Source organism: Methanosarcina thermophila TM-1, assembly GCF_000969885.1.
In the GTDB taxonomy this organism is placed as follows: domain Archaea; phylum Halobacteriota; class Methanosarcinia; order Methanosarcinales; family Methanosarcinaceae; genus Methanosarcina; species Methanosarcina thermophila.
On the sequence record NZ_CP009501.1, the window covers coordinates 3,093,082 to 3,117,326 of the forward strand.

Consider the following 24,245-nt stretch of genomic DNA (forward strand, 5'->3'; position numbering starts at 1 on the left):
GAAAATGACTATTTTTATACATAAAATTATTCCTGCTCTTTATGGCAGGAGAAATGTATGTAAAAATGTTGCATGAGTAAGTAAAAAATATATTGAAGCAGGCAAAAGAAAAATTTCAAAAAATAAAAGGATTATTTTAAATATAAAGTTCAGAGGGTCCCTCTGGGAGGTCTCTCCTCCTGAGTTTTGCAAGCGCGTTTTCAAAATCTTTGCCTGTTACTATCTCCCGGTCTTCTATTATTGCTTGATGAAGAGCGGGTTTTAAAACTTTTTCCACAATATCTCTACCTGAAAGCCCATTTGCTTTCTTTGCAAGAGCCCGGAAGTCACAGTCTTCCACTTGCAGGGGGAAGGTTTTTACATTCGATTCAAATATCCTGAGGATCTCTTCTTCTTTGGGAAGTACGAATTCAATCTCTTCTTCAAATCGGCTTCTTATAGCAGAATCAAGGGTATAAATCCTGTTTGTGGAGCAGATGGTACATACTCCGTCGCGCTCCACTATACCATCCATTTCGGTCAGTAAAGCGTTTACAATTTCACTTACGTCTCCTCTCAACTCCTGGAATTTCCGATCCAGAGCTATGGCATCAAGCTCATCTATAAAGATTATACATGGAGCCATCTCTTCTGCTCTGTCATAAAGCTGGTGGATCTGGCGGGCTCCATCTCCCACATATTCTCCTATTAGCTGTGTAGCCTTGACCGGAATGATAGGTACATTGGTCTTGTTAGCAAGAGCCTTTGCAAGCATGGTTTTTCCAGTGCCTGAAGGCCCGAAAAAAAGGATATTTCTTGGCGCCCATTTCCCAAAGCGTTCGGGCTCTTCAAGGAAGCGTTCAATTAGCCTGCACTTTTGCTTTGCAAACTCCTGCCCGATTACATCTTCAAATTTTACGCTGCTCTTTATTTCTACCGAGGACATAAGCCCGTTTTCTTCTTCAGTAACAATAATTGAGGTTGAACTTCCTATTACGGACTCTGCAGGTTCCACATCTATAATGCGGTAAGCAAAGTCCGGAAACATTCGCCTGTCAAAGAGATAATCTCCTTTGCGGGCAACATATCCGTTCCACTGTTCTCTGGCATAAAATTCAAAAACATCCCGATTTTCAATAACTGGATATTCGTCCATCATGCCACTCAACGGATAACCTTCGGGCTTCAGGATAAGAAGCTCGGAGGTAGATTTTCCAAACTCGGTATTGTTTTCATGAGCCTTTTTCGCGTTCACTCTTTGTGAGACTGGTCGCACTTTGTTATCAACTCGAATACTTTTGTATAACTCTATAGTAATGTAATCTGAAGAGCTAATAAAATTTACCCCATAAACCAGGCAGAATATTCGACTGCGAATGACTTACCTCCCATGTGAAGCTGGGAAGCGGACTTCTAAAGACTTATGGTAAACTGCTCCCATATATTTATCTACATTTTCTCAAAAATCCAGATAATTATTATATACCGGTCTTCAATGTCACAATATATAAGTCCTTCAGGATATTTCATGAGTGTAAAATATTTATATGAGTAAACATAACTGATCTATTATCTCAAAGATACTTAAACCACAGGTTATGTAAGGTAACAGCTTTCCAGGGTTCTAATGTTAGAATCTTAGACTGTGGAGCTTTGCAGTGCACACAAAGGTCTGGTCTAAAAGAGAAAGCTAATATATTAGATGAATAATATAAAACTCTTAATTATTGAATCAGATGTTATTTTCAAAGAAATTTGAAAATTTATCAATAATATTGAGTAAATTGCCTGACTAATATATGTATAATTAAAATTATACAATTTAACATTGTACAGTATTATGCAGGTAATATCGAAGATTAACGACTTAAGAATTTCAGTGCCTAACAGGTAATTTTAGAGTATGATTTTTATGTTTACTATGGAGAATACGGAAGGTTTTGATCAGAAAACTCTTGATAAGATGAATGCTGAAGTCAAGAAAAGGATGAGCAAGCACGATCCTAAATCGAAAGACTATAAAAAATTATACGAACAGGTTGAAGACCAGGTCTTCGACAAATATTGTTCCGAGGTATTCAGACCCTCTCTTAAACTTTGATAATTTATCGATATGGATTTACTATCAGTAAATGCGGCGTCGGTAAATTATATTTATTTTTTATTTTATTTTTTCTTATATCTTAGTTGAGTTCTCAATCGAGTACATTCTTGATTTTCTTTATTTTGATTCTCTTTTTTTGACTCTCTTATTTTTGTTTATATTATGTTTTTTGTTATCCCTGTTTCTGATTTTGGTTTACTTCCTTTTTAATTATTTTATCCTTTTTCAGGCTTAATTTGCTTCAATAACTTATTTATATTCATCCCTCTTATTTTCAATTATGTTTTCTCCCAGTAAAACCAGAGCTCTGAGTTTTTTTCTTTTAATTATGCTATTGTTTGTACCGATAACAAGTGCAGCCTCTAATGCAGTAAACATTAAAGAAGCTGAACTTTACAAAGCGCCTGAGAACTCCAGTATTGAAAATGATCTCTTTGCAGAACTGAGCGCAAAAGCCGAGCTTTATAATGAAAATTTCGATAAAGTTCCCTCAGTCCTTAAAAGGCTTGTAGCCAGTGAGGAAATTGCCGGAAAAATTAAGCTTGAAAACGGCGAGATGCTTTATGTGACTTTACTGATGCGAGGAGGAAAGATAGGAGAGTTTTACAAATATGACACTCCTACTGATCCCAACTCAAAGATGGGACCTACCATAACAATAGAAACTGATGAGAAAACTATAAGGCAGATCCTTGATTCGGGCAAACCCCTGAAAGAAGCAGTAAAATGCATGAATGACGATTCCTTAAAGGTGGAAACCGAAGGACTCTTCCGGAGCACAATGCTCTGGTCCTTAAAGAAACTTTACGCATAAAAGCATCTTCATTCCGAGCTCGTTAGAAAAAGTTAATTTAAATGCCCCTTTCCTTTCCGGGAAAAGGGCTCCAGCTTATTTTCAGAATCTCTTATTTTATTTTTCAGAATCTCTTATTTGATCTCAGAAAATCATGGACTCTTTTTTAGAGTTGATCGGATTTTCGAGAACCCGAGTACTGGATTAATGTTTTACAATCTCTCCGGGATACGTAAATCTCCCTTTTTCCATTACCACGCCGGTATTTATACTTGTATTAATACCAGTATGCACGTCGTCTCCCATAATCACTCCGAGTTTTCTTCTGCCCGAGTCAAGAATTCTGCCTTTTATCATTACTTTTATATTTTTCCCATCATGCCGGAGATTTGCAACTTTCGTACCCGCTCCAAAATTGCAACGGCGTCCGATAATACTGTCTCCAACATAACTCAGATGACCTACATTGGTATTTTCCATGATAATCGTGTTTTTTATTTCGACCGCATTCCCTACCCTTACATGGTTCCCTATTGAAGTGTATGGGCGGATATAACAATTGGGACCTATATCGCAGTTCTCCCCTATTATTACCGGACCTTCGATGTAAGAACCGCTCCTGATAAGAGTACCTTTTCCTATTACAACCTCCCCTTTTATTGTCGCATTCGGTTCCACGGTACCCTCATACCTCTTCCTGAGATCTTTCAGTAGATGTTCGTTTGCTTTAAGGAGATCCCAGGGATACCCTATATCTATCCACCTGCCGCTGAGAGAGCTGTAGCCTACAGTCGCTCCTGTATCGATAAGCATCTGGAGTGAGTCCGTAATCTCGAATTCATTTCTTACGGATGGCTGTGTCCTGTCAATGAAATCAAAAATGGATTCCCTGAAAAGGTATATTCCGGCGTTTGCAAGGTTAGTGGGTGGGGTTTTAGGTTTTTCTATTACCCTTACAACCCTATCATTCTCAGTTTCAAGCACTCCGAAATCCGAAGGGTTTTCTACCTCTTTTACGCAAATGACCGCTTCCTCTGTCCTTGAAACCAGAGCTCTTAAATCTTCCTGTCCTATGAGCATATCTCCGTTGAGTACAAGGAAAGCTCCGTCAACATAGCCTTTTGCACAGCCTATCGCGTTTGCAGTCCCTAGCTGCTCTTTCTGCCGTACGTACTCTATGCTAACTCCCCATTTGCTCCCATCCCCGAAGTACTCTTTTATCTGCTCCTCCAGATAACCCGTAATGAAAACAAAGCCGTCGATACCTGCTTCTATGGCTGAATTAAGTATGTGCTCAAGGATGGGCTTATTTGCGACCTTGAGCATGACCTTGGGGCAGTCGGAAGTCAGAGGTTCCATTCTTGTGCCTTTTCCTGCCACAAGGACAACTGCTTTCATTTAAGCGCCTCCTTTGCTATCTTTTCAGCCATTTCGAAAATCTCATCAACATTCTCACGGGCTTCAGCCGTAATCCTCACTTTTGCTTCCGTGCCCGAGGGGCGCACAAGTACCCAGCCATTGTCCATTTCCACGCGAATGCCATCAATATCAAGGACTTTTCCTAAAGGCTCAAGTTTAGCCTTCACTTTTTCCATAAACTCTGCTTTCTTTTCATTTGCGCAGGGTAGAGTTCCTCTTTTTGTGGCATACTTTGGAAGTTCTTCTCGAAGTTCGCTTAATTTCTTTTCCTTTACAATCTCGACAAGCTTTGCGGCTGCGTAAATCCCGTCAGGGCAGTAGGAAATCTTCGGGAAAATCCAGCTTCCTGACGGCTCGCCTCCGTAAATCGCACCGTACTGTTTTATTCCTTCAGCGACGTAGACGTCTCCCACTCTTGTCCTTACAATTTCAGAACCTTTAAGGAAATCGTCAACCATCAATGAAGTGTCTACAGGCACGACAACCGTTCCCTTGTTGCCGTTGCATTCATAGTGTCCAAAAATTGCAAGTAGCTCATCGCCTGAGACAAAATTGCCTTTCTCATCCACTGCCATCATCCGGTCTGCATCCCCATCATGCGCTATCCCGAGATCGGCTCCGAAATCAACAACAGCTTTTTTTAGCATGGAAAGGTTTTCATCATTCGGCTCTGGGTTTCTCGCAGGGAAGTGACCATCAGGCTGGGCATTCAGGGTTATTACTTCACAGCCCAGTTCCTGGAGGAGATAGGGGCTAATTGTCCCTCCTGCTCCGCATCCGCAGTCCAGTACTACTTTCAGGCTGGAACTCCCTACAAGTTTCTTAATCATATTCATATGGGCACGGACGGCATTTCCATCTTCTTCAAATCTGCCTATACGGTTCCATGGAACTCTGGAAAAATTCGCATCCTCAATGGCTCTCTCAATTTCGTCCTGCTGCGACGAGTCAAAAGCCATGCCGTCAGGGTTCCAGAGTTTGATTCCTACGTACTCAGAAGGGTTGTGGGAGGCTGTAACCATTACACCGCATTCGTATTCTCTGGCTGCATATGCCAGGGTAGGGGTAGTAACAAGGCCGATCTCTGTAACAGCACAGCCTGCTGCAGTCATTCCTGCAATCAGGGAGTGCTCGATCATCTGGGCCGAAACTCTGGGATCCCTTCCGATAACTGCAGTCTTTTTTCGGCTTCCCAATACAAGCCCTACATTTAGTGCAAGTTCGGGCGTGATTTCTTTGTTTGCTATCCCTCTTATTCCTGAAGATCCGAAGAGTTTCATATGTCCCGCTCCGAAGTTTTCTGAAGTGTAAAGTGTATTCTCTTTAGGTTCTTTTGATTTTTTTTAATTTTAAGTTTTCAGTCTTTCCGTTATTCCACAGTGACACTCTTTGCAAGATTGCGTGGTTTGTCAATCGAGCAGCCCCGGGCAAGCGCAGTATAATAAGCAAGCAGCTGGAGGACTACAACACTGAGCAGCGGGGAAAGCAGTTCGCTACTTTGAGGAATCGTAAGGACAACATCTGCATATTTTCCAATCTCGGTGTCTTTATTCCCAGCAATTGCGATAACTGTAGCATCTCTGGCTTTTACTTCTTTTATATTGCTCAGTACCTTATCATATGTCTGCCCTTTTGTCGCAATAGTAACCACAGGAGTACCCTTTTCAAGCAGTGCAATCGGGCCGTGTTTGAGCTCACCTGCAGCAAAACCCTCAGCATGCAAATATGAAATTTCTTTTAACTTAAGCGCACCTTCAAGGGCAATCGGATAGTTCAGGTGCCTGCCGAGGAAGAAATAACTCTTTGCGTGAGCAAAAGCCTCTGCACATTCCTTTACTGTCTCCTTCTGGTTAAGGATCTGCTGGATCTGTCCAGGTATTTTCCTTAGATCCGTAATGAATCCTTTAACATAATTGTGACTTAATTTACCTCTTGATAAGGCGAACTTTACGGCAAGCAGATAAAGCAGCGTAAGCTGAGTACTGAAAGTTTTGGTTGCAGCAACCCCTATCTCAGGTCCTGCTCTAGTATAGAGCACACTGTCAACTTCTCTTGTAATGGTGCTCCCTACGACATTTGTAATCGCAAGAGTAGGACAGTTATAGGACGCTACCTCTCTCACGGCTGCGAGAGTATCCGCAGTCTCTCCTGACTGGGTAATTGCAATGGCAAGCATCCCGTCATCCATGACCGGGTTTCTGTACCTGTATTCCGAGCAGATATCTATATCGCAATGGATGCCTGCTAGCTGCTCAAATAGATATTTTCCAAGCAACCCTGCATGCCATGAGGTCCCACATGCCAGAATCTGAATCCTTGAAAGCCTTCTTATCTCGTCCTCAGTCATATTAAGTTCTTTGAGATATATGGTTCCCTCAAGCTCTGAGACCTTACCTGCAAGTGTGTTATGAATCGCACTCACCTGCTCGTGAATTTCCTTCAACATGAAATGTTCGTAGCCGGCTTTTTCAGCAGCTTCAAAATCCCACTCGATCTTTTCTATTTTCTTTTCGCGGACTCTTCCTTCTCTGTCAAAGACCTCTACACTGGTAGGAGTCAGAACTGCAGTTTCAAAATCATCTACAAAAATAACATCCCTTGTGTAATTTAAAAAAGCGGTTACATCCGATGCGGCAAAGTTCTCACCTTCGCCAAGTCCTATAACAAGCGGGCTGTCTTTCCGCGCAAGCACTAGTTTTCCCTGCTCGTCAGCACAGATAATTGCAAGAGCATAAGAACCTTCAATCTCCTTTAGCGCTTCCCTGAGTCCTGTGAGAAGATCACACTTTGCTTCTTTCCCATCGGGTTTTCCGTACAGGTGTTTGTGCAGGAGGTGTGCGACCACTTCTGTATCGGTTTCAGACTTAAACTCGTATCCTTCTGCAATCAGCTGCTCTTTCAGTGTCATATAGTTCTCTATAATCCCGTTATGCACGACTGAGATCTTATACGGGTTTCCGGAATTGTGTGGATGAGCGTTTATAGTGCTGGGTCTTCCGTGGGTTGCCCAGCGGGTATGCCCTATTCCAATATTGCCACCTATGCCTTTAGGAATTGTGGTTTCAAGGTTTGCGATTTTACCTACTGATTTGTATGTATCTACTCCGCTGCCCAGAACAGAAATCCCGGCAGAGTCATATCCGCGGTACTCAAGTTTTTTGAGAGATTCTACTATAATAGATGCAGCAGATTTTTCTCCTGCATAACCTACGATTCCACACATTTTTTCACCTCTCTGGGATTAAAGAACCACCGAGTGATGGGGCAGATCCCTGTATATAGTGTTTCCAGACTCTACCTGGCAGTCGACGGCTACAGTTACTCCGGCCTTCACAAGTACACTGTTTCCAATCCGGTTGTCGTCTCCAAAGATAGTACCGAGTTTGGGAGCTCGATGAACAGTTCCATTCATAATGATCGACAGACCTTCTTTCTCCTCAACAAAGAATCCTGAACCAATTGTGTTATTGCTTCCAATTATGGAATTTGAGATTTGTCCGTGGGAATATATCCTGCAGTCGTTCATTATTATACTATTCTGAATTTCAGTGAATGACCTGATAGATACATTGTCTCCTATCGTTGTGGAGGGTAGAATGACCACATTGGGACCTATGTCACAATTCTCTCCTATGACAGCAGGTCCTAAAATGTAAGTTCCGGAACGAATCCTGGTATTCTTTCCTATGGTTACATTTCCTCTTATGACAGCTCCCTCTTCTACTTCTCCTTCAATTCTCTGGCTTCTGGCGGAATCTAGGACTATTGCATTTGCTTTCAATAAATCCCAGGAATGGACAGCATCAAGCCACTTTGACTCGGTAGGAACTGAAGTAACAATTTTTCCTTCATCAATCATGAGCTGGAGGGTATCTGTTATCGCATATTCCCCATTTTCGGATATCGGGGTTTTTTCGATGGTTTCAAAGACCTGCGGTGTAAAAACATAAATTCCGGTATTTACAATACGGCTCAGATCCCCGGGTCTTTTTTCCAGAATTCTTGTAACTCTTTTCTTATCCGTAAGAACTACTCCATAGCCTGCAGTGTCTTCCATCCTTACGGTCAGAAGGCTTGCATCTCCCTCATAATTGTTGAGAAGGTCTGCTATTGTTTTCGGTTCCACCAGGTTGTCTCCGTTAAGCACGAGAAATTCCGAGTCCTCGGGGCCGATCATGCTTTTTGCTTGCTCGATTGCATGTGCAGTACCGAGCTGAGCTTTTTGTTCGATGTATTTTATTTTCACTCCAAAGTTCAGTCCATCCTCAAAATAGTCCATTATGCGTTCTTTCTTATATCCAACAACCAATATAATATCAGTAATTCTGTTCTTTTCAAGCGAATCTATTACATGCTCTAGAATAGGTCTGTTGGCAATGGGAAGCATTACTTTTGAGCGAGTAAGAGTAAGAGGCCTGCAACGCAACCCTTCTCCAGCTGCAAGAATAATAGCTTTCATAGATCTTAAAAACCTTCTTTAGAATTTATACATTACCTTTGAAAATTTTACGCAAAAACCTATGTCTAAATATATGTAAAATGTTATACCAGTATAAAGGATAGCTAACAATAAAAAAGTAATCCTCTATAATTAATAGTTAATCCTCCTTATAGAATAAAGCATTCTTGAGGACGTAAACCTTAAAATCTCTTCCAAATTTCTCTTGATTTTAGTTTTTATAGAGTATTTGAGCTTTTTGAATGTATAGAAAAATATTTATTTCATAACTCAGATAAATACTTCCTACTTTTTATGTCTTGTATTTTTTAAAGCTTAAAATTGAGGCAATTTTTGAGAAATATCTAGATAAATTCCACTATATGATGTTATACATTTAACAATTAATTATTAAGATTCAGGGGAACAGTGGTGAAATTCTCGGAATCGTTCTGGGCACTCTGGAGTTTTCTATAATGCTACAGGATATATAAATTTAGGTATAATGGTGTATAAATGACGTATACATAAACATTTTAAAATGTAAATTGTATTTCAGCAATAACTGTACTTTGAGAATAAAATGTTAGTTCAGGTAAAGATTGTCAGACGCTGATAATTTCGGGCACCTGCTTGCTCACATATTTTGCTTCTCAACGGCTTTAATCCACTCTGAAAGAGAACTTTTACAGCCAGCCACAAAATTCATGTTCACACTCTTAATTTCTCCTGTCAAATCCTGAAAGAATACAAAGATCCACTATAATGTAGGGTTGTCATGCTGTATTTCGATATCTCTCTTTCAACCTTCAGGCTTTCTGGGATCTTGGAATCCGCTCCATGAGCCCTGCCATAACAACTGCGGCAGTCATTGACAATATGATAAGGATGCTTCACTTTTTCTCAATGTGTGAAGTAAGTGGAAGAGGCAATATCATGGAAGTGAAGGTTACAAATATGAAGATTACAGAATGAGCAAGGAATTAATTTTCTGGAATTATTGGGGAAGGAGATATTGGAAAACGTGCTTTCGATCTTCTTCACAAATAAGTTTAAGTACAGCCTGAGGATATATTCTATCAAAAAAAACTTAAAATGAAATATTGAAGTGAATTCAAAGTTGAACCCAGGCGGGCAGCAAGTATTACTGCTGGCGGGGATTAAAAATGATCTTAAAAAAGTAATTATTTCCCCGCATATGAATATCCTCAGGTACCAATTCCCCGGGTTTCGCAGAGTTTTTAAAACATGCTTTCCCATAAATTGGTCACTGCTTGTGGTGAATACTTTCACTCCGCTTTCCTTAACTTTATATTCTGTGGCGTTGTAATTTAAAACGCCTCTCTATAAAATAAAGATAAACAAGAGGCTTGTTGAGGTAGAAAGAATGAAACAAACAGCCGAATCCATTCGAGACCGATTTTTGAAGCTTGGCATCGATATAAATGTAGAAGATATCGAAAGCAGACTTGATGAACTGATTACGAAATTTAAAGTTCCTTCTAACGAAGCGCAGCGCAGCGTGACCAATTACTTTTTGAAGAAATATTCTATTCCTAAGAATGAATTTTATATGAGGCAAGCTGAGCCTCAGCTTACGAAGATTGCAGATATCTCGGAAAACGGGCAGTGGGCAAACCTTAAGGCAAAGGTTGTCCAGCTCTGGGAAAACACTCATGAGTCCATCTCTCAGGTAGGGCTTCTGGGGGATGAGACGGGCATCATAAAGTTTACCGCATGGAAGAATGCTGAACTGCCCAGGCTTGAGCAGGGAGAAAGTTACCTCCTCCGGAGTGTTGTTGTAGGAGAGTACAACGGCAGGTTCCAGGTTCAGCTCAACAAGAACAGCTCAGTGGAAAAGCTTGATGAGCCCATCGGAATTGGGGGCGGAGATTTTACACCAGCTGCAAGAGAATCTGAATTCAGAAATATCTCTGACCTTGTGGGAGGCCAGTGGGCTACAGTCAAAGGAAAAGTGGTTCAGCTCTGGGAAAACTCTCACGAATCCATCGGGCAGGCAGGGCTTATAGGAGACCACACAGGGGTCGTCAAATTCACTAACTGGGCAAGCTCCGAACTTCCTGACATGGAAGAAGGCAAGAGCTACATGTTAAAAAATGTAGTTGTTAATGAATGGGGCGGCAAAGTTCAGATCCAGCTTAACCGGTCAAGTTCCATAGAAGAGCTTGATGAGGATATTGAAGTCGGGTCCGCAACCACCACATACTTTGGAGCAATGGTGGACATCCAGGCAGGCTCAGGCCTCATAAAACGCTGCCCTGAGTGTAAAAGGGCTCTGGTTAAAGGTGCCTGTGCGGAACACGGTAAAGTAAAAGGAGAATACGACCTGAGGATAAAAGCGGTTCTTGATTCCGGAACTTCCACCCAGGATGCCCTTATTAACAGGGAACTTACTGAAGAGCTTGCAGGGATTTCCCTTGATGATGCAATTGCAATGGCTGCAGATGCCCTTGATCCGGGAGTTGTGCTGGATAAATTGAAACATGAGCTAGTAGGCAGATATTATACCATCACCGGACACAAACTTGACCGTTATATCCTTGTCGATTCGATTACCCCCAAGACTTCTCTGGATAGAGAGATGCTTGATGAAATGCTTGATGAAATGCTTGCCCCTAATGAAACACTTAGCAAGTCGGAGGTGCAGTAAATGCCAGGCTTTTTCAGAGAGGCTGCCCGCAGAGTTTTTGCCCAGGAACTGAAGGATTCTAACCTGACCTCAAGGGATGAGAATGATCAGTATGCTCCGCAGTATATCCTTACTCCCACAGGGGCTAAGGTAAACCGAATTTTCCTTGTTGGCACACTTATCGAAAAGGAAGATATCGGCACTGATTCCGAATACTGGAGGGGAAGGATTTCAGATCCTACTGGCTCCTTTTTGGTCTATGCAGGACAGTACCAGCCTGAAGCAGCCCAATTCCTTTCGGAATGCGAACCACCAGCTTTTGTGGCAGTCGTGGGCAAGACAAGCACCTACATAACAGATGACGGAAACATCCTGACTTCCATCCGACCTGAATCGATCCAGCAGGTAGATGAACTTACCCGAGACCTCTGGGTGCTCGATACCGCAAAGCAAACTCTTGAGAGAATAAAGGCAGTTGAGGCAGAGGAAGACCCAGACGCAAAACTTGCAAAAGAACACTACTTGACCAATACGGATTCCTACCGTGCAATGGTCAGAAAAGCCCTTGAATCCCTCAAAGAAAAGTAATGAAATCATAAATGAATAAAACAGCCTTATGGTAAAATAGGGGCAAAAGCCTCTCAATTCTTTTTTATTTAGAAAATTAATCTTTATCTTATCAGGTCTTTATTTCTTTTTTCTGCTTCCTCTTTCCCTGTCACCCATTCTCTGGAGTTTTTACTTCTTTCTATCTTTTTCCTGAAATTCTTTTACTTAATACTTAAACCCCGGTCGTATTAAGCAAACCTTTTTTATTCGCATCGGCCTTAAAGCCAGAAGAGGCAAAATATACATAAATGAACGAGACATGGTATAAAATAAGCAATGTGTGTTTGAATTAAACCTAACGACAAAATAATTAAACTGATATGTGAGATGATGCTGTGAAAACCTATCTTCTGGTCTGGTTCAGCAGTGAAGGGGCTCGTCCATCAGAGATTAACCATCGATTGATGTCCCTGGGTTTCGAGCCCATGCAGGGTAGCTACGATTTCGTATACAACTGGAACAGCAATGTCAGTGTTGAGAAAATTCTCGAATTTGGGGATAAAGTTTATCTGAGCCTTCAGGGTACAGGCGTTATGTTCAAACTGGAAACAATGTAAACCTGGATTGCGAAATTAGTTCCTGTAACCCCGCTTAGCAGGGCATGTGCCTGATTCCAAGAGCAAATAAATCACTGTCAGGGCTATTACACAGGGTAGCCCAGATTGTAATTTCTTTCAGATCTATCTCCTGTAGTTTCAGATGTTCAAGCTTTTTTTTCGTTAAGGTCTTTTTCCTGCGTGCGCTTTTTAAGCGCATCCCGGAACTTTATATATTCACAGGTATTTCCTTCAAGCGTAACTATCCTGCCGTTAATATTTCCTTTCTCGATTACGAGTTCCACGACACTTGGATTTGACATTCTGGGTTTTGTAGGCGAGCCGGGACAGATGAGCATGACATCTCTTTTCTCTATCAGGGGCCTGTGCAGGTGCCCGAAAATCAGGATATCTACTTCCATTTCTTTAGCAAGGTAACCCTGTGCAGTTGTGTTGGTAACCGAAAGCCCACCTTCATGTACAACTCCTATTTTTACCCCTTCCACTTCGAATTTCAGCCTTTCGGGAAGGAGCTTTTTGAGTTCGGGAGCATCATCATTGCCAAAAACCGCCTTTAATTTCCCGCTAGCATTGAAAGCCTGATAAGCCTCTACAGTACTGAAGTCCCCTGCATGTACTATAAGATCACACTCCTCAAGGAGCGTTTGCAGTTGCTGGGGAATTTCTCCGGTTTTCATATGAGTATCGGAAAGCGCAATCAGCTTCATGGGATATCTCCTGATTATATAAAACATGCCATTTAAAGATAAATGTATGCGAAACTTTTTCACAAGCCTTTTGAAAAAAATGGCTGAGTGCAAGCCTTTTCAAAAAACTGCTTGAGCGCAAGCCTTTTCAAAAAAGGCTTGAGCGAAAACCCCGAGCAATGGCGTAATAAACAGGCGCAACGGTTTCGGTCAAGTTCTTTCGTAAAAGGCTTGTAGTGCAGCTTAAAATTTTTCAAGAGAGCTTTAATTGAAACCCGATATTTCAAGAAAATCGAGTATGTGTTTCCATCTTTGAAGCAAAACAGCAGGGATAAAAATTATTTTTGCTCAGGAGTTTAATTCGTGCTTAGGAGCGATAAAATATAATTTCAAATTTTATGTTTGAGAATTGATCTATATTTTTTCCCTAAATAATCTTTTTTAGCAATAAGAACCCCCGATATTATATTTGAGTTCTTCCTAATATATTAAAAGTTATTTGCGATCAAAAGTCGTAAAGAAGAGGATTGAATCAAAAATAAAAGGAGCCCAAACATGAAAAAACTTACCAGGAAAGCATGGTTTCATAAAAGGAGGATTGGTTGGGGCGTTAGCCCAGCTAGCTTAGAAGGCTGGTTAGTAACTATTGCATTTATAATTATTGTTCCTCTTGTAGGTATGCATTATCCTGAAGAAAGCATAGCTAGATATGCTATTCTTACAGCAATGGTGTTTATTTTTATTGCGATTATTCTTTTAACTGGTGAGGCACCAGGCTCTGAAATGTGGGATAAGTTAAAAAATAAATGATAAACAAGGAAAGTAACGCGTTATTTAGAGAGGCTCTGAGAAAACTATCCCGGGATGGCAGTATTTAGAAAAATTAGAATTTTTGATTCAGACCCGTAGGTCTGGAATCGATTTCAAAATTATCAGGAGTTATTCGAGGGTCAGGTCTACAAGTTCGTACTCAAGGTTTTCGGTCTCCAGCCTGTTAAGAAGGGAAGAAACCTGCTCATCCACTGAAACCACAAGGGATGACAGCCCATGATACGCAGCTTCAATGACTGATTCATTAGTTCCAAACATAACATTTGGGGTTATGCCAATCTTGCGCAGGGCGATAAGTGCTTCCACACCTATAGCTGCTATATAGGGTTTTGAGTTTGCCATAATCTTCAGGCGTTCAATGTCCACCTTTCTTGACCCTCCACGCTCAATCCTGGGAACCTTGCAGATTGTAATTGTCGCATTTTCCAGGTCGATCAGGCCCTTTAAGTTTGTTACTCCTACATCTTCTCCTGCAGCCGCATCGGAGATAACATTGCCTGATGCACCCGTTTTTTCCGTGCTGCTAACGTACAGGAGCCCCTTTTCCATTTTCAGGTACACCTGCTGCCCTTCCTTTACATCCTCTTTTGCAATGGCTGTCCAGGTTGAAACATGGCTGATTATATCCTCCATGACAAAGCGAGCGTACCGCTTCATTTCGGTGGCATTCTCAAGAACCCACTCTACGCCTTCTTTTGTAATCCTGTACCGGACTCGGCCCTCAGTAACTATAAGCCCATCGTTTACAAGTTCTTTAATATATTCAGAAACTGCCTGGGGAGTTATTCCAATCTTTGCAGCGATTTCTTTCTGTCTTACATTCGGCTGGTGGGCTGCAATTTCAATAAGGACCTGGAACTTGGTTACTCCGCTTTTAGTCTTGAGGATTTTAATCATCAGTCGTAGTTCTCCTCTACATCTTCAATTAATTTTAATCTCTGTCCCATTACCGAAAGCCTTTCAGATCTGCGAGCAACTGCACAGATATAGAATGGGTTTTTATTAAGAGTCCGCGTGAGGTTGCTCATGGAGGTATTGCCTTCTTCAACAAGCCTTTCCAGTTCTTCGATTGCGTCTTTGACTTCCTCATACGGCTTAAAAGTAAGCATGATGATATCGCTCAGATCTTCAAACGAACACTGGAAGTTAACCTGAACTTTGGAATAGGAGCTGTGGTATTCTTTGGAGGGTTTTTGTCCTGCCTCCGGAACTCTCCACTGGCTCTCAAGAAGTCCGGCTTTTTTCAGAATGTGAAGGCTTTTTGACGAGTCTGCACCTATGAACTCATCAATCTCAGCTTTTGTCATCCATTTGTTTGAAAGTGCATCGAATATTTTTTTATGAGTTCTTGACCCAAAAGTCCTGAGCAATGGTACTAAATAGGAAGGATCGTTAATTATCCGAGTTCTTTTACCCATTTACTCCTCTCCTTCTCGTCTTACGTTATAAGCTTTCAAATATAATAAACATTTGTAATTTGATTATTTTTTATAATCAATATCAAGCCCTTCAGGCCCTTCCCAGTTAAAACTCGGGGCATTCCGCTTCAGTCCACGGCATTTTTCATGCAGTGCATGGGCAACAATAGGAAGAGCGATAGTAGCATCTACGAAAACCTGCACTTTTTTTGCCTGGGCTGCGATTTTTCCCCAGGAAACGGCTTCATCAAAAGTACAGCCTGAAAGTCCTCCCCAATGTGGAGCGTCAGTAGTGTATTGAAGCGCATAATCATGCCCTCCGATATTCATCCCCAGGATAGAAGCTATTACCTCTGTCTGCTGGATGAAATTCTTCGGGACTCCGCCTCCAACATAGACAACGCCAGTCTTTCCTGACTTTTCTACAATCTGCGTAATTTCGTCAACGTCTTTTATCTGGTCTATATTAAGTTTCAAGCCTCTCCTTCTTGCAATCGTGAGTCCGATCCCTATTGAACTGTCCGAAAGTGCAGGAACGAAGATAGGGACATTATGCCTGTATGCACTTACAACTATGGAATCTTCTGCAGCTCCGCGCCTTACCAATTCCTTTCCGAGAAGGTGCATGAACTCCCTTGATGAACAGGAAATTTCCCCAATTTTTTCTGCAAAATCCGCAATTAGGTTATCTGCAGCCCTGAACTCCTCCTCCACCGCGAAAATATCGTAAATTCTGTCCACGCCGTGCTCAAAGAGCTTCTTGTCGTCAGTCAGATGTGAACCTATATAATGCTTCTTGCCAAGTGCTTCGTGTGAGTCATGGAACAGGTTCGCCCCTGTACTTACAAGGCAGTCTATCATTCTCTCCCGGATCATATAAGAAATAACCCTTCGCATGCCAGCAGGGACCATCGCCCCTGACAGACCCATAAGCACGGTCAAATTCTCTTCTTTTAACATATTGTACCAGGCTTGAACGGATTCTGCCAGCTTCCTTCCCTGGAAACCTGTTTTGAGCATTCCGTCCATCAATTCGCTTATAGATCTGTCCTTTACATCTATCGGAACGGTTGGGTTATCTGTGAATACATTAAGACGCATACCATTCTCCTGATAAGCAAATAGTCATAGTTTTGCATGTAATTCCCAATACCTGAGGGCATTGGGCAACAGGCAATAAGAAATACAAGTAGAGGTAGATAATTATATATTTTTTATTAAATATCAATATATGCAGATTCTTTCACTGGGTGAGACCCAACAATTATGAATTTCTTAAAGAGCGCTAATTTGCCAGGTCTGAGCCAGAGCAAAGAGTCTGAAATTGAAGCATGATAAACAGTTTTGATATTCTCTGAGTAGTGTCCGTAAATAGGTTCGGAAGCAATTAAAGGTATGTATTGGTGTTCATATAGCAAAAACTGCTGCAGTGATTACGGGTCATCCAGTCTCCATGTTCCTCTACTGAACTGGGAATTAACTTCGTAATCATCTTTGCATCCTTATGATAATACTCAGTTTGAACTTAAACCAGATAGCAATTATCATTTTTAAGCGTTGCCCTTTAATCCCTCTGGAAAACGCTTAATTCCTGCTTATTTAATTAATAAAGAATATAAAATGATTTGGTTGGTTATACTACCTCATACATTTTCTTTCCAGAGAATTGCTCGCCATATAGTGCCGGAATTTACTGTTTACATTATCTTTCGTTTATTCTCCTCAGATTAATCTCCCACATTCCATCCATATACTCAAGTAAATCTCTTTTATTTATATCTATCAGTTTCTTCCCAATTCTATGACTTCACCTCACAGGCTCTCTCATAAGCTTTATATTATGCAGGATAATTACATCGTGTATTATCCTCTGCAATTTTCTTGCTTAATCGCCTCTCAGCCAGGAAAGATTAGATCTTTTTCAAAGATTCAGGAAAAAGGACTTATCCTTTTGGCTGCCCCTAAAGGCAGAAGGATTTACTTTTCTGAATCTTTGAAAGTTAATTCACGGCAATACAGCAATAACAGTAATAACAGCAATAACAGCAATAAAATGTGATGTCGGTACAGATGGAAGAAAAGCTCAATTCCAAACTCCTTGAACTACTTGAAGGCAGACAACTCTCGATCAGCGGGCTTTCCAGAGAACTGAAAGCCAGAGGAATAGAAGAGCATCGCCTTGTTCTTACAGGCTATCTCAGGGCACTCAGGGATCTTAATATTCTTGAAGAAACCGAAGTCCCTCCTTCGAAAATCTATGCCTTGCCTGAGAAGACTGCAGGGTCTTTATCGGAAAAAATCAGGGAGTCCAGGTCTCAGGAACTTCAAGACCCCGAGGAGATTTATTCTATTATCAGGGACCAGCTTCTTAAAATCAACCTGGATTCAAGGATTCCTGTAGGAGTATATGTGATTTCAAAACTGTTTGAAAGACCCTGTTTTCGCAGGGAATTGAAGCTTATTGGGATTACTCAAAAACACCTTGAACAGTACCTGGAAAAGCCTGGATTGGTGTGTGAAGTTCAGGATGCTCATCTAAAGAAAGCAAGGGCTGATATTACAAAGATTGAAATACCTCCCGATGACCCTGCGTATGAAATACATGAAAACAGGGAAGAAATTGTAAGGTTTGCGAACGAAGTGTTTGCAGGGTTGATTAGAAACAGGATCGATCTCGAGGGTCTGGTAGCGAAAAGTAAGCAAACTACCCTGCTTCCTTGAAGAGATTTTAATCGCTTAAATTGAAACTTTACATAACAGAGTTTATATTGTTGCTGCTATTGCTGGCTGGTGGTTCGGATATGAAAGTTGCTTGTGTCCAGATGGATGTGCTGCACTGCAGGAAGCAGAAAAACCTTGAAAAAGCCCTTTATATGGCTCATGAAGCCGTAAGAAGAGGGGCTGAACTTATTGTTTTTCCCGAACTCTTTTCAACAGGCTTTTGCTATGAGCATTTTGATCATGCAGCAGAAATTATGCCTTCTCCTGTTCTTGAAAACCTGGCGTGTTTTTCCGAAGTTAATGACTGCATTATCATGGGTTCAATAATTGAAAAGGTTGTCTCGGAAGAGGTTTCTGGCAGCAGGGAACTTGCGGATTCTGAAAAGCCCGCTCCTTCGAGCTCAGATAATTCAATGCTTTACTATAATCTCGGTTTTTGCTTTGAATCAGGAATTTTAGCCGGTACTTACCGGAAAACTCATCCTTTTAAGGGTGAAAACCAGTATTTCTCCAGGGGAAGCTCAATCGAACCTATTGCTTTAAAAAAAAGGGACCTGAAAATCGGTTTCCAGATCTGCTACGAGCTTCGTTTCCCTGAAGTTGCAAGAAAGCTTGCTCTTGCTGGTTCTGACCTTCTTGTTACGACCGCAGCTTTCCCAAATCCCAGATCTGAGCACTGGAGAGTTCTTGCAAAAGCAAGAGCAATCGAAAACCAGATCCCGCATATTGCCTGCAACCGCATTGGTTCGGCTCCCGACTGCACCTATTTCGGAAACTCAATGATAATTGACGCCTGGGGTGAAGTAAAAGCCGATGCAGGCGATCAGGAATGTGTAATTGTCTATGACCTTGACTTGTCCTCAAAAGAAGAGATCCGAAAGTTTATTCCTGTATTTGAGGATAGGAGAGCAGAGCTTTATATCTGACTTCACTAATAAAATTTTGCAATTTCCGATTAAAAATATCTTCTCAATTGTTTATTATGATGGAAATTTTTACAAACCTGAGGCTTTAGACCTATACAAAAGTTAGGTAAATACCTCGGTATATGGTGAAAGAACGCAGATAGAGCTTTGTTACTTTTTATTAACTCAGTGCGCGACTCTGAGTGTCAGAAATAGATACGTAAGAGCCATAATATAATAAAATAGTGTAAAAAGATAATGTGCTACTAGAAGCACAAAAAGTTGGAGTTGAAAAGAATATAAGAAGCCTGAAAGCTTCTTTTACTCCTCTCTCTTTGCCTGCTCGATGTAAATTGCGGGCCTTAGCGGCTCGGCAAACCTTGACTTCTTTTCAGGGTCAAAGGCAGGTGAGTCGGCACTGTGGACTTCAACAGGGCAACCGATCTCTTTTTCCAGGAAGGAAGCCGATTCTTTCAGGAGAGCCTGCTCATCAAGCTCCGAACCTGCAAAGACTTCATACCGATCTGCGCCTCCACTTTTGAATTCAGAGACAAGCTTCTGTACGAACTTTGGGATCTCTTTTCCGAAGCGTTTGAGATCAGGATTTGACATCAGGGTTTTTATAAGGTTGCCTACCTCAAGAGAATCTTCACGCTGCATATCGCAGGCACACCTGACGGCTTTGGCTTTCCAGGCAGGGGCTGTATAGAGATGAACCATCTGCGGGGTCATCTTCGTTACCCTTATAATCTCCTCAATGTCTTCCAGGGTTCCCTTTATCACTTCTTCGGCAAGCTCTGCACTGTCATCTATCAGGTCTTCGTTATAGAGCGGGTACTGAGCAAGGGAAATCGGGTCTTTGTGCCCCATTGCTTCCCAGATTTCCTCACAGAGGTGGGGGGTAAAGGGAGCCATAAGCCTGACCCAGTTGTCCAGCACATAATAGAGCAGGTTTTCTCCGCCTCTCCTCTGGTACCATTTGACATCATTTATCAGCAGGAAGAAAGAGTTCTGGATTGCTTCCCTTGTCTGAATAGAGTCAAGGGCAGAATTCGTGTTCCGGATATATTTCTGTATCCTGGAAAGGATCCAGCGGTCGATCTGTTTCAGCTCAGTGTTCAGGTCTGCACGTTTTCTGCTCTCTATAACATCCTTAGCGAAGGAATAGAACCTGTCCACCTGCCTTCTGGCAGATTCAACTCCTGTCCTCTGCCAATCTGCATCCTGTGTCTGCTCGGCTGTGGAAAGAATATACATCCTTGTTATGTCCGCACCGTAATGGCTGACCGCATTTTCCATAGTCAGGATAGGACCTTTGGATTTGCTCATTTTCTGTCCTTCAAGGGAGACAAAGCCATTTACTGCAATCGCTTTTGGCCACTTATCCTCTTCAAAGAGAGCTACATGGTGGAAGAGGAAAAAGAGCAGGTGGTTGGGTACAAGGTCTTTTCCCGAAGAGCGCAGATCAACCGGATACCAGTAATTGAAATGCCTGCGGATTTCTTTAAGCAGCTCAGGACTGAGCCCAGTATCCGCGCTGACAGCTGCCAGGTCGCCCTTTCCAAGCAGGACATAGTCGAAGAATGAAAGGGTAAGGTTTTCGAGCTTCAGATCACCGCTTTCGATAAACCTGGCAATGATATAATAGCTCATGTAAATTGTCGAATCTCCAAGGGACTCAATCAACCATTCTTTATCAAAGGGAAGACGGGTTCCAAGCCCTTTCCTGCGGGCACAGGCTTTATCCTTGAGCCAGTCAATCTTGTTTTCAAACTCAACCCTGTACTCCTCAGGAATGATCCGCATCCTGCTGAGGCATTCGTAAACCTTTGCTTTCCATTCTGGATTCGAATAATTAAGGAACCACTGACCTTTCACCATATTTACTACACAGGGTGTACCGCAGCGGCAGACTACAGGTTCGCTGAATTCGTAAAAAGTCTCCCCTGCGTTTGAGCTGATGAAGTCCCTGGTAAGGATATCCTTTATTTTGGAAACAGCCTGACCTTCGTATTTTCCTGTAATCTCCTTAAGAACACCGCCGTGGAATTCCCTTCTATATATGATTTTTGTGGCTTCTTCGGCTTTCGGGTCATTCTGGTTTTCAATTCCCATGCTCTCAACAATTTCTTTTGCAGGGAACTCCCCAAAATCGGGCACCTTGATAAGGGAAATCAGTTTGATCTTCCTGAGATCTTCGGCTATCCCGTACTCGCTAAGGTCAGCATCGTAAAGATCTCGAAGAGCCAGGTAGTCAAAAGGTGCATGAGCAGGTACGCTCATTACTATTCCGCTTCCGTTTTCAGGTTTTACAAAGGATGCAGGAAGGGAAATTACTTCATCCCCAGTAATCGGGTTTGTGAGTTTTATTCCTATTATGGATTTTGCAGGCACATCCTCAATATACTCGACTGTTCGGTCAGTAAATGTAAGTTTTTTGAAAGCTTCCCTGCTGACAACCCAGAACTCTTCCCTTCCATCCTTCGTGACTTTTGCTTTTACATAAGTCACATCAGGGTTGACCCAGAGGTTAGTCACTCCATATGTCGTTTCAGGCCTCAGGGTTGCACAGGGCAATATGAGATCCTTATATCGGAACTTGATCAGCGTATATTCGACGATAGTAGCTTCTTCTCCATATAAAATGTCATGATCCTCTACAGGGTTATTGTCATTCGGGCACCATTTTACAGGATGCGAGCCTTTCACAATGAGCCCCTTTTCTTCAAGCCGGGTGTACTGCCACTCAATGAACTTTTTATATGTCGGGTCAGTCGTGGTAAACTTGCGCCTCCAGTCAATAGAATACCCTATATTACGCATGGCTTTCTCGGATTCACGCTTGAAATAATCAACGATCTTCTCCGGGGTATCGAGCGTGGGGAGAATATCTCCTGGAATCCCGTGAAGGCGTTCATAGACGTCCATAGTCTGAGGGTCCCGGTTTGCAATCAGTTCGGCAAGCCCCACAATGGGTGTGCCTGTCACATGAAAGCCCATAGGGTAAAGCACATTATACCCGAGCATCCTCTTGTGTCTTGCAACAACATCCCCTATGGTAAAGGTCCGGGTATGTCCTGCATGCAGGTTCCCGTTCAGGTAGGGGTAGGGGATGGTTATGAAAAATTTTTCTCGTTCATCGGGCTCAGCCTGGAAAATCTGGCTTTCGTCCCACTTTTCCTGCCATTTTTTTTCGATTTCATGAGGCTTATAATCCGGCTCCATTGTTTTCACACCCATCGGTTTGTTTTTCAGGTTTTATTCAGTATTTCCGAAGATAGCTTCTCTGATAGCTTCTATGCTGGCATCCACTACAATCGGTTCTTCGCAGACATCAATTACGGTTTGAGGGTCTTTAAGCAGGTGGCCTGTAGTGATACAGACAACAGTTTCGTCTCTGCCTATAACGCCAAGATCAACCAGTTTCTTGAGCCCTGCAACCGAGGCTGCACTCGCAGGTTCGACTCCGATGCCTTCAAGCCTTGCAAGGTCCTTTTGGGCTGCAAGGATTTCTTCGTCAGTGACAGATTCAGCAGTCCCACCTGACTCCCTAATTGCAGTCAGGGCTTTCTTTGCGTTAACCGGGTTTCCGATCCTTATTGCAGTTGCAACGGTCTCAGGTTTTTCCTCGGGAATAATTTCCGGGGATCCGCTCTTTATGGTTTTTACTATCGGGCAGGAACCTTCAGCCTGAATTCCGGTCATCTTCGGGAGTGAATCGGTTATGCCGAGCTTCTTAAACTCCTTGAAGCCTTTATAAATTGCGGTGATATTGCCTGCATTTCCTACGGGGAGGACAATTCTGTCAGGAACCCTGAAGCCAAGCTGGTCTGCAATCTCAAAACCTATAGTCTTCTGGCCTTCCAGCCTGTAGGGGTTGATAGAGTTAAGGAGATAGATTTTTTCCTGGGTGCAGAGGGTGCGTACAAGGGCAAGAGCATCGTCAAAGTTTCCGCGAATACTGAGCACCTTTGCCCCGTGCATAAGGGCTTGAGCTACCTTTCCAAGAGCGACTTTTCCTGCAGGTAAAAGTACGACCACAGGAATTCCAGCTTTTGCCCCATAAATTGCAAGGGCTGCTGAAGTGTTTCCAGTAGATGCACAGGCAACTGTATTCATACCAAGCTCAAGGGCTTTAGTAACTCCTACAGTCATTCCCCTGTCCTTAAAAGAGCCTGTAGGGTTCATGCCTTCGTGCTTTACATAGAGCTCTTTAATCCCTATCTTCTCAGCCAGACGGTCGCACTTATAAAGGGGGGTCCCGCCTTCCCTTATAGTTACAGGTTCCCTTTCTACAGGAAGAAGTTTTGCGTACTTCCAGACCGAAGGGCATTCGGTCTTGAGTTTTTCCATGTCAATCTTAATTGAGGAATAATCGTAAATAACATCAAGCAGCCCGTCACACTTGCTGCATGTATAGATTACTTCGTCTTTAGGATACGCTGCACCGCAGTCGATACATTTCAGGTGATACATTAAATTGCTCCTGTTGGTAATTTTGAATTGTTTCAATATCGGGCTGCATGTTAACCCATTTTGGGCTGGAACAGCCTTGACTTAATCAATATAATCATAATCTGTGTAAGTATAGTCTGGATTTCGGACTAGTATAATATTAGAGTTTAATAATATTTTGTATCCTTAACACACTACTTGTTTTTAAATTGTACTGTTTCGGTCTACAACGTACTATAAAATATAATTTTTATGTAAAAATTCAAGCTTTAGGGGCAGTATTAGAAGTTAATTCAAAAGATAATTTTCGTAACAGACCTGCTACAAAAGTAAATAGTCCCGTATTATTCTCCAAGTTTATATTCTTTGATTTCTTTGCTCAAAAAGTAACCAAGCACTGTTCTTATAAGGACGACACCACCCAGAAGTAAAAGCTCCTGACTGGAGGGGTCTCTCAAAGTTCCAAGGATGGCAACTACAATATAAAACTCAAGCCCAAAAAGTACTTTTTTTGTAAGCTCTTTTCTGACCTTTTCCAGATTGTAGGGTCTTTTTAACACTTCACGGAGGAAAAGCTGAAATGTTGCTTTTAGACCTCCGTAGATTATAATAGCTGTGCCTACTGCTTCAAAGAGCAATTCGAAGACCAGAAGGAATGTCTCCATATATCCTGAGACCAT

21 protein-coding genes are annotated in these 24,245 nt (G+C 42.0%); 9 read left to right on the forward strand and 12 right to left on the reverse strand.

The genetic code is table 11. The annotated features are described in order from the left end of the window. Positions 1-136 precede the first annotated feature (136 nt). Positions 137-1,255, reverse strand: coding sequence for an AAA family ATPase (locus MSTHT_RS13465; protein WP_048168223.1), 1,119 nt, complete (start codon positions 1,253-1,255; stop codon positions 137-139). Between the two features lie 636 nt (positions 1,256-1,891). Here MSTHT_RS13465 and MSTHT_RS13470 point away from each other — a divergent pair. Together MSTHT_RS13470 and MSTHT_RS13475 are read left to right on the forward strand one after the other, a co-directional pair. Then, positions 1,892-2,080, forward strand: a complete 189-nt coding sequence (locus MSTHT_RS13470) for a hypothetical protein (RefSeq protein ID WP_148704365.1) — start codon at positions 1,892-1,894, stop codon at positions 2,078-2,080. Between the two features lie 331 nt (positions 2,081-2,411). Continuing rightward, positions 2,412-2,897 (forward strand): hypothetical protein, encoded by a 486-nt coding sequence (locus tag MSTHT_RS13475; protein ID WP_231588112.1) that lies wholly within the window; start codon positions 2,412-2,414, stop codon positions 2,895-2,897. A gap of 183 nt (positions 2,898-3,080) precedes the next feature. Here MSTHT_RS13475 and glmU (MSTHT_RS13480) read toward each other — a convergent pair whose 3' ends face one another. The 4 genes from glmU (MSTHT_RS13480) to glmU (MSTHT_RS13495) form a co-directional block, all read right to left on the reverse strand. Further along, positions 3,081-4,274, reverse strand: coding sequence for a bifunctional sugar-1-phosphate nucleotidylyltransferase/acetyltransferase (gene glmU / locus MSTHT_RS13480; RefSeq protein ID WP_048168226.1), 1,194 nt, complete (start codon positions 4,272-4,274; stop codon positions 3,081-3,083). Continuing rightward, positions 4,271-5,575: a phosphoglucosamine mutase gene (gene glmM, locus MSTHT_RS13485; RefSeq protein WP_048168227.1), complete on the reverse strand. Its 1,305-nt coding sequence runs from the start codon at positions 5,573-5,575 to the stop codon at positions 4,271-4,273. Before glmM ends, glmU (MSTHT_RS13480) begins: the two co-directional genes overlap by 4 nt. Before the next feature lie 89 nt (positions 5,576-5,664). After that, complete coding sequence (glmS, locus tag MSTHT_RS13490) at positions 5,665-7,518, reverse strand: glutamine--fructose-6-phosphate transaminase (isomerizing) (RefSeq protein WP_048168228.1); 1,854 nt, start codon at positions 7,516-7,518, stop codon at positions 5,665-5,667. Positions 7,519-7,536: 18 nt separating this feature from the next. Continuing rightward, complete coding sequence (gene glmU / locus MSTHT_RS13495; RefSeq protein ID WP_048168229.1) at positions 7,537-8,754, reverse strand: bifunctional sugar-1-phosphate nucleotidylyltransferase/acetyltransferase; 1,218 nt, start codon at positions 8,752-8,754, stop codon at positions 7,537-7,539. 819 nt (positions 8,755-9,573) lie between these two features. On the opposite strand from glmU (MSTHT_RS13495), the gene MSTHT_RS15400 reads away from it, so the two are divergent. The 4 genes from MSTHT_RS15400 to MSTHT_RS13510 all read left to right on the forward strand — a co-directional run bounded on the left by MSTHT_RS15400 (position 9,574) and on the right by MSTHT_RS13510 (position 12,549). Then, positions 9,574-9,708: a hypothetical protein gene (locus tag MSTHT_RS15400; protein ID WP_259274578.1), complete on the forward strand. Its 135-nt coding sequence runs from the start codon at positions 9,574-9,576 to the stop codon at positions 9,706-9,708. A gap of 412 nt (positions 9,709-10,120) precedes the next feature. Continuing rightward, positions 10,121-11,404 carry a replication protein A gene (locus tag MSTHT_RS13500; RefSeq protein ID WP_048168230.1) on the forward strand — a complete coding sequence of 428 codons (1,284 nt, stop codon included), beginning with the start codon at positions 10,121-10,123 and terminating at the stop codon, positions 11,402-11,404. Next, positions 11,405-11,971 (forward strand): RPA family protein, encoded by a 567-nt coding sequence (locus MSTHT_RS13505; protein WP_048168231.1) that lies wholly within the window; start codon positions 11,405-11,407, stop codon positions 11,969-11,971. 356 nt (positions 11,972-12,327) lie between these two features. Further along, entirely contained in the window at positions 12,328-12,549 is a 222-nt protein-coding gene (locus MSTHT_RS13510) for a hypothetical protein (RefSeq protein ID WP_048168232.1), read from the forward strand. A 146-nt stretch (positions 12,550-12,695) separates the two neighbouring features. On the opposite strand, the gene MSTHT_RS13515 is transcribed toward MSTHT_RS13510, so the two are convergent. Beyond that, positions 12,696-13,256, reverse strand: a complete 561-nt coding sequence (locus tag MSTHT_RS13515; RefSeq protein WP_048168233.1) for a metallophosphoesterase — start codon at positions 13,254-13,256, stop codon at positions 12,696-12,698. Positions 13,257-13,790: 534 nt separating this feature from the next. On the opposite strand from MSTHT_RS13515, the gene MSTHT_RS13520 reads away from it, so the two are divergent. After that, entirely contained in the window at positions 13,791-14,045 is a 255-nt protein-coding gene (locus MSTHT_RS13520) for a hypothetical protein (RefSeq protein ID WP_048168234.1), read from the forward strand. A gap of 129 nt (positions 14,046-14,174) precedes the next feature. Here the strand turns inward: MSTHT_RS13520 and MSTHT_RS13525 are convergent, their stop codons facing one another. The 3 genes from MSTHT_RS13525 to MSTHT_RS13535 form a co-directional block, all read right to left on the reverse strand. Then, positions 14,175-14,963, reverse strand: a complete 789-nt coding sequence (locus MSTHT_RS13525; RefSeq protein WP_181952238.1) for a DUF7839 domain-containing protein — start codon at positions 14,961-14,963, stop codon at positions 14,175-14,177. Then, complete coding sequence (locus tag MSTHT_RS13530; RefSeq protein WP_048168236.1) at positions 14,963-15,484, reverse strand: ArsR family transcriptional regulator; 522 nt, start codon at positions 15,482-15,484, stop codon at positions 14,963-14,965. The genes MSTHT_RS13525 and MSTHT_RS13530 overlap by 1 nt, the downstream gene beginning before the upstream one ends. Positions 15,485-15,547: 63 nt before the next feature. Beyond that, the gene (locus MSTHT_RS13535) at positions 15,548-16,585 is read right to left on the reverse strand and encodes a deoxyhypusine synthase (protein WP_048168237.1); all 1,038 of its coding nucleotides are present in this window, start codon (positions 16,583-16,585) and stop codon (positions 15,548-15,550) included. Positions 16,586-17,542: 957 nt separating this feature from the next. On the opposite strand from MSTHT_RS13535, the gene MSTHT_RS13545 reads away from it, so the two are divergent. Both MSTHT_RS13545 and MSTHT_RS13550 read left to right on the forward strand, forming a co-directional pair. Then, the gene (locus tag MSTHT_RS13545) at positions 17,543-18,205 is read left to right on the forward strand and encodes a hypothetical protein (RefSeq protein WP_231588113.1); all 663 of its coding nucleotides are present in this window, start codon (positions 17,543-17,545) and stop codon (positions 18,203-18,205) included. An 80-nt stretch (positions 18,206-18,285) separates the two neighbouring features. After that, entirely contained in the window at positions 18,286-19,131 is an 846-nt protein-coding gene (locus tag MSTHT_RS13550; RefSeq protein WP_048168239.1) for a carbon-nitrogen family hydrolase, read from the forward strand. A 300-nt stretch (positions 19,132-19,431) separates the two neighbouring features. Here the strand turns inward: MSTHT_RS13550 and leuS are convergent, their stop codons facing one another. The 3 genes from leuS to MSTHT_RS13565 all read right to left on the reverse strand — a co-directional run bounded on the left by leuS (position 19,432) and on the right by MSTHT_RS13565 (position 24,245). Continuing rightward, on the reverse strand, positions 19,432-22,335 hold the full coding sequence (gene leuS / locus MSTHT_RS13555; RefSeq protein ID WP_048168614.1) for a leucine--tRNA ligase: 2,904 nt from the start codon (positions 22,333-22,335) through the stop codon (positions 19,432-19,434). Between the two features lie 33 nt (positions 22,336-22,368). Further along, positions 22,369-23,586: a threonine synthase gene (thrC, locus tag MSTHT_RS13560; protein WP_048168240.1), complete on the reverse strand. Its 1,218-nt coding sequence runs from the start codon at positions 23,584-23,586 to the stop codon at positions 22,369-22,371. A gap of 323 nt (positions 23,587-23,909) precedes the next feature. Continuing rightward, the gene (locus MSTHT_RS13565) at positions 23,910-24,245 is read right to left on the reverse strand and encodes a DUF1622 domain-containing protein (RefSeq protein WP_048168615.1); all 336 of its coding nucleotides are present in this window, start codon (positions 24,243-24,245) and stop codon (positions 23,910-23,912) included.

What these genes read in the sequence shown, in the direction of transcription:
- glmS (WP_048168228.1), bottom strand. Translation starts at nt 7,518, where the DNA reads ATGTGTGGAATCGTAGGTTATGCAGGAGAAAAATCTGCTGCATCTATT.
- leuS (WP_048168614.1), bottom strand. Translation starts at nt 22,335, where the DNA reads ATGGAGCCGGATTATAAGCCTCATGAAATCGAAAAAAAATGGCAGGAA.
- glmM (WP_048168227.1), bottom strand. Translation starts at nt 5,575, where the DNA reads ATGAAACTCTTCGGATCTTCAGGAATAAGAGGGATAGCAAACAAAGAA.
- MSTHT_RS13535 (WP_048168237.1), bottom strand. Translation starts at nt 16,585, where the DNA reads ATGCGTCTTAATGTATTCACAGATAACCCAACCGTTCCGATAGATGTA.
- MSTHT_RS13525 (WP_181952238.1), bottom strand. Translation starts at nt 14,963, where the DNA reads ATGATTAAAATCCTCAAGACTAAAAGCGGAGTAACCAAGTTCCAGGTC.
- MSTHT_RS15400 (WP_259274578.1), top strand. Translation starts at nt 9,574, where the DNA reads ATGAGCCCTGCCATAACAACTGCGGCAGTCATTGACAATATGATAAGG.
- MSTHT_RS13545 (WP_231588113.1), top strand. Translation starts at nt 17,543, where the DNA reads ATGTCGGTACAGATGGAAGAAAAGCTCAATTCCAAACTCCTTGAACTA.
- thrC (WP_048168240.1), bottom strand. Translation starts at nt 23,586, where the DNA reads ATGTATCACCTGAAATGTATCGACTGCGGTGCAGCGTATCCTAAAGAC.
- MSTHT_RS13475 (WP_231588112.1), top strand. Translation starts at nt 2,412, where the DNA reads ATGCTATTGTTTGTACCGATAACAAGTGCAGCCTCTAATGCAGTAAAC.
- glmU (WP_048168226.1), bottom strand. Translation starts at nt 4,274, where the DNA reads ATGAAAGCAGTTGTCCTTGTGGCAGGAAAAGGCACAAGAATGGAACCT.
- MSTHT_RS13565 (WP_048168615.1), bottom strand. Translation starts at nt 24,245, where the DNA reads ATGGTCTCAGGATATATGGAGACATTCCTTCTGGTCTTCGAATTGCTC.
- MSTHT_RS13505 (WP_048168231.1), top strand. Translation starts at nt 11,405, where the DNA reads ATGCCAGGCTTTTTCAGAGAGGCTGCCCGCAGAGTTTTTGCCCAGGAA.
- MSTHT_RS13515 (WP_048168233.1), bottom strand. Translation starts at nt 13,256, where the DNA reads ATGAAGCTGATTGCGCTTTCCGATACTCATATGAAAACCGGAGAAATT.
- MSTHT_RS13500 (WP_048168230.1), top strand. Translation starts at nt 10,121, where the DNA reads ATGAAACAAACAGCCGAATCCATTCGAGACCGATTTTTGAAGCTTGGC.
- glmU (WP_048168229.1), bottom strand. Translation starts at nt 8,754, where the DNA reads ATGAAAGCTATTATTCTTGCAGCTGGAGAAGGGTTGCGTTGCAGGCCT.
- MSTHT_RS13520 (WP_048168234.1), top strand. Translation starts at nt 13,791, where the DNA reads ATGAAAAAACTTACCAGGAAAGCATGGTTTCATAAAAGGAGGATTGGT.
- MSTHT_RS13550 (WP_048168239.1), top strand. Translation starts at nt 18,286, where the DNA reads ATGAAAGTTGCTTGTGTCCAGATGGATGTGCTGCACTGCAGGAAGCAG.
- MSTHT_RS13530 (WP_048168236.1), bottom strand. Translation starts at nt 15,484, where the DNA reads ATGGGTAAAAGAACTCGGATAATTAACGATCCTTCCTATTTAGTACCA.
- MSTHT_RS13470 (WP_148704365.1), top strand. Translation starts at nt 1,892, where the DNA reads ATGTTTACTATGGAGAATACGGAAGGTTTTGATCAGAAAACTCTTGAT.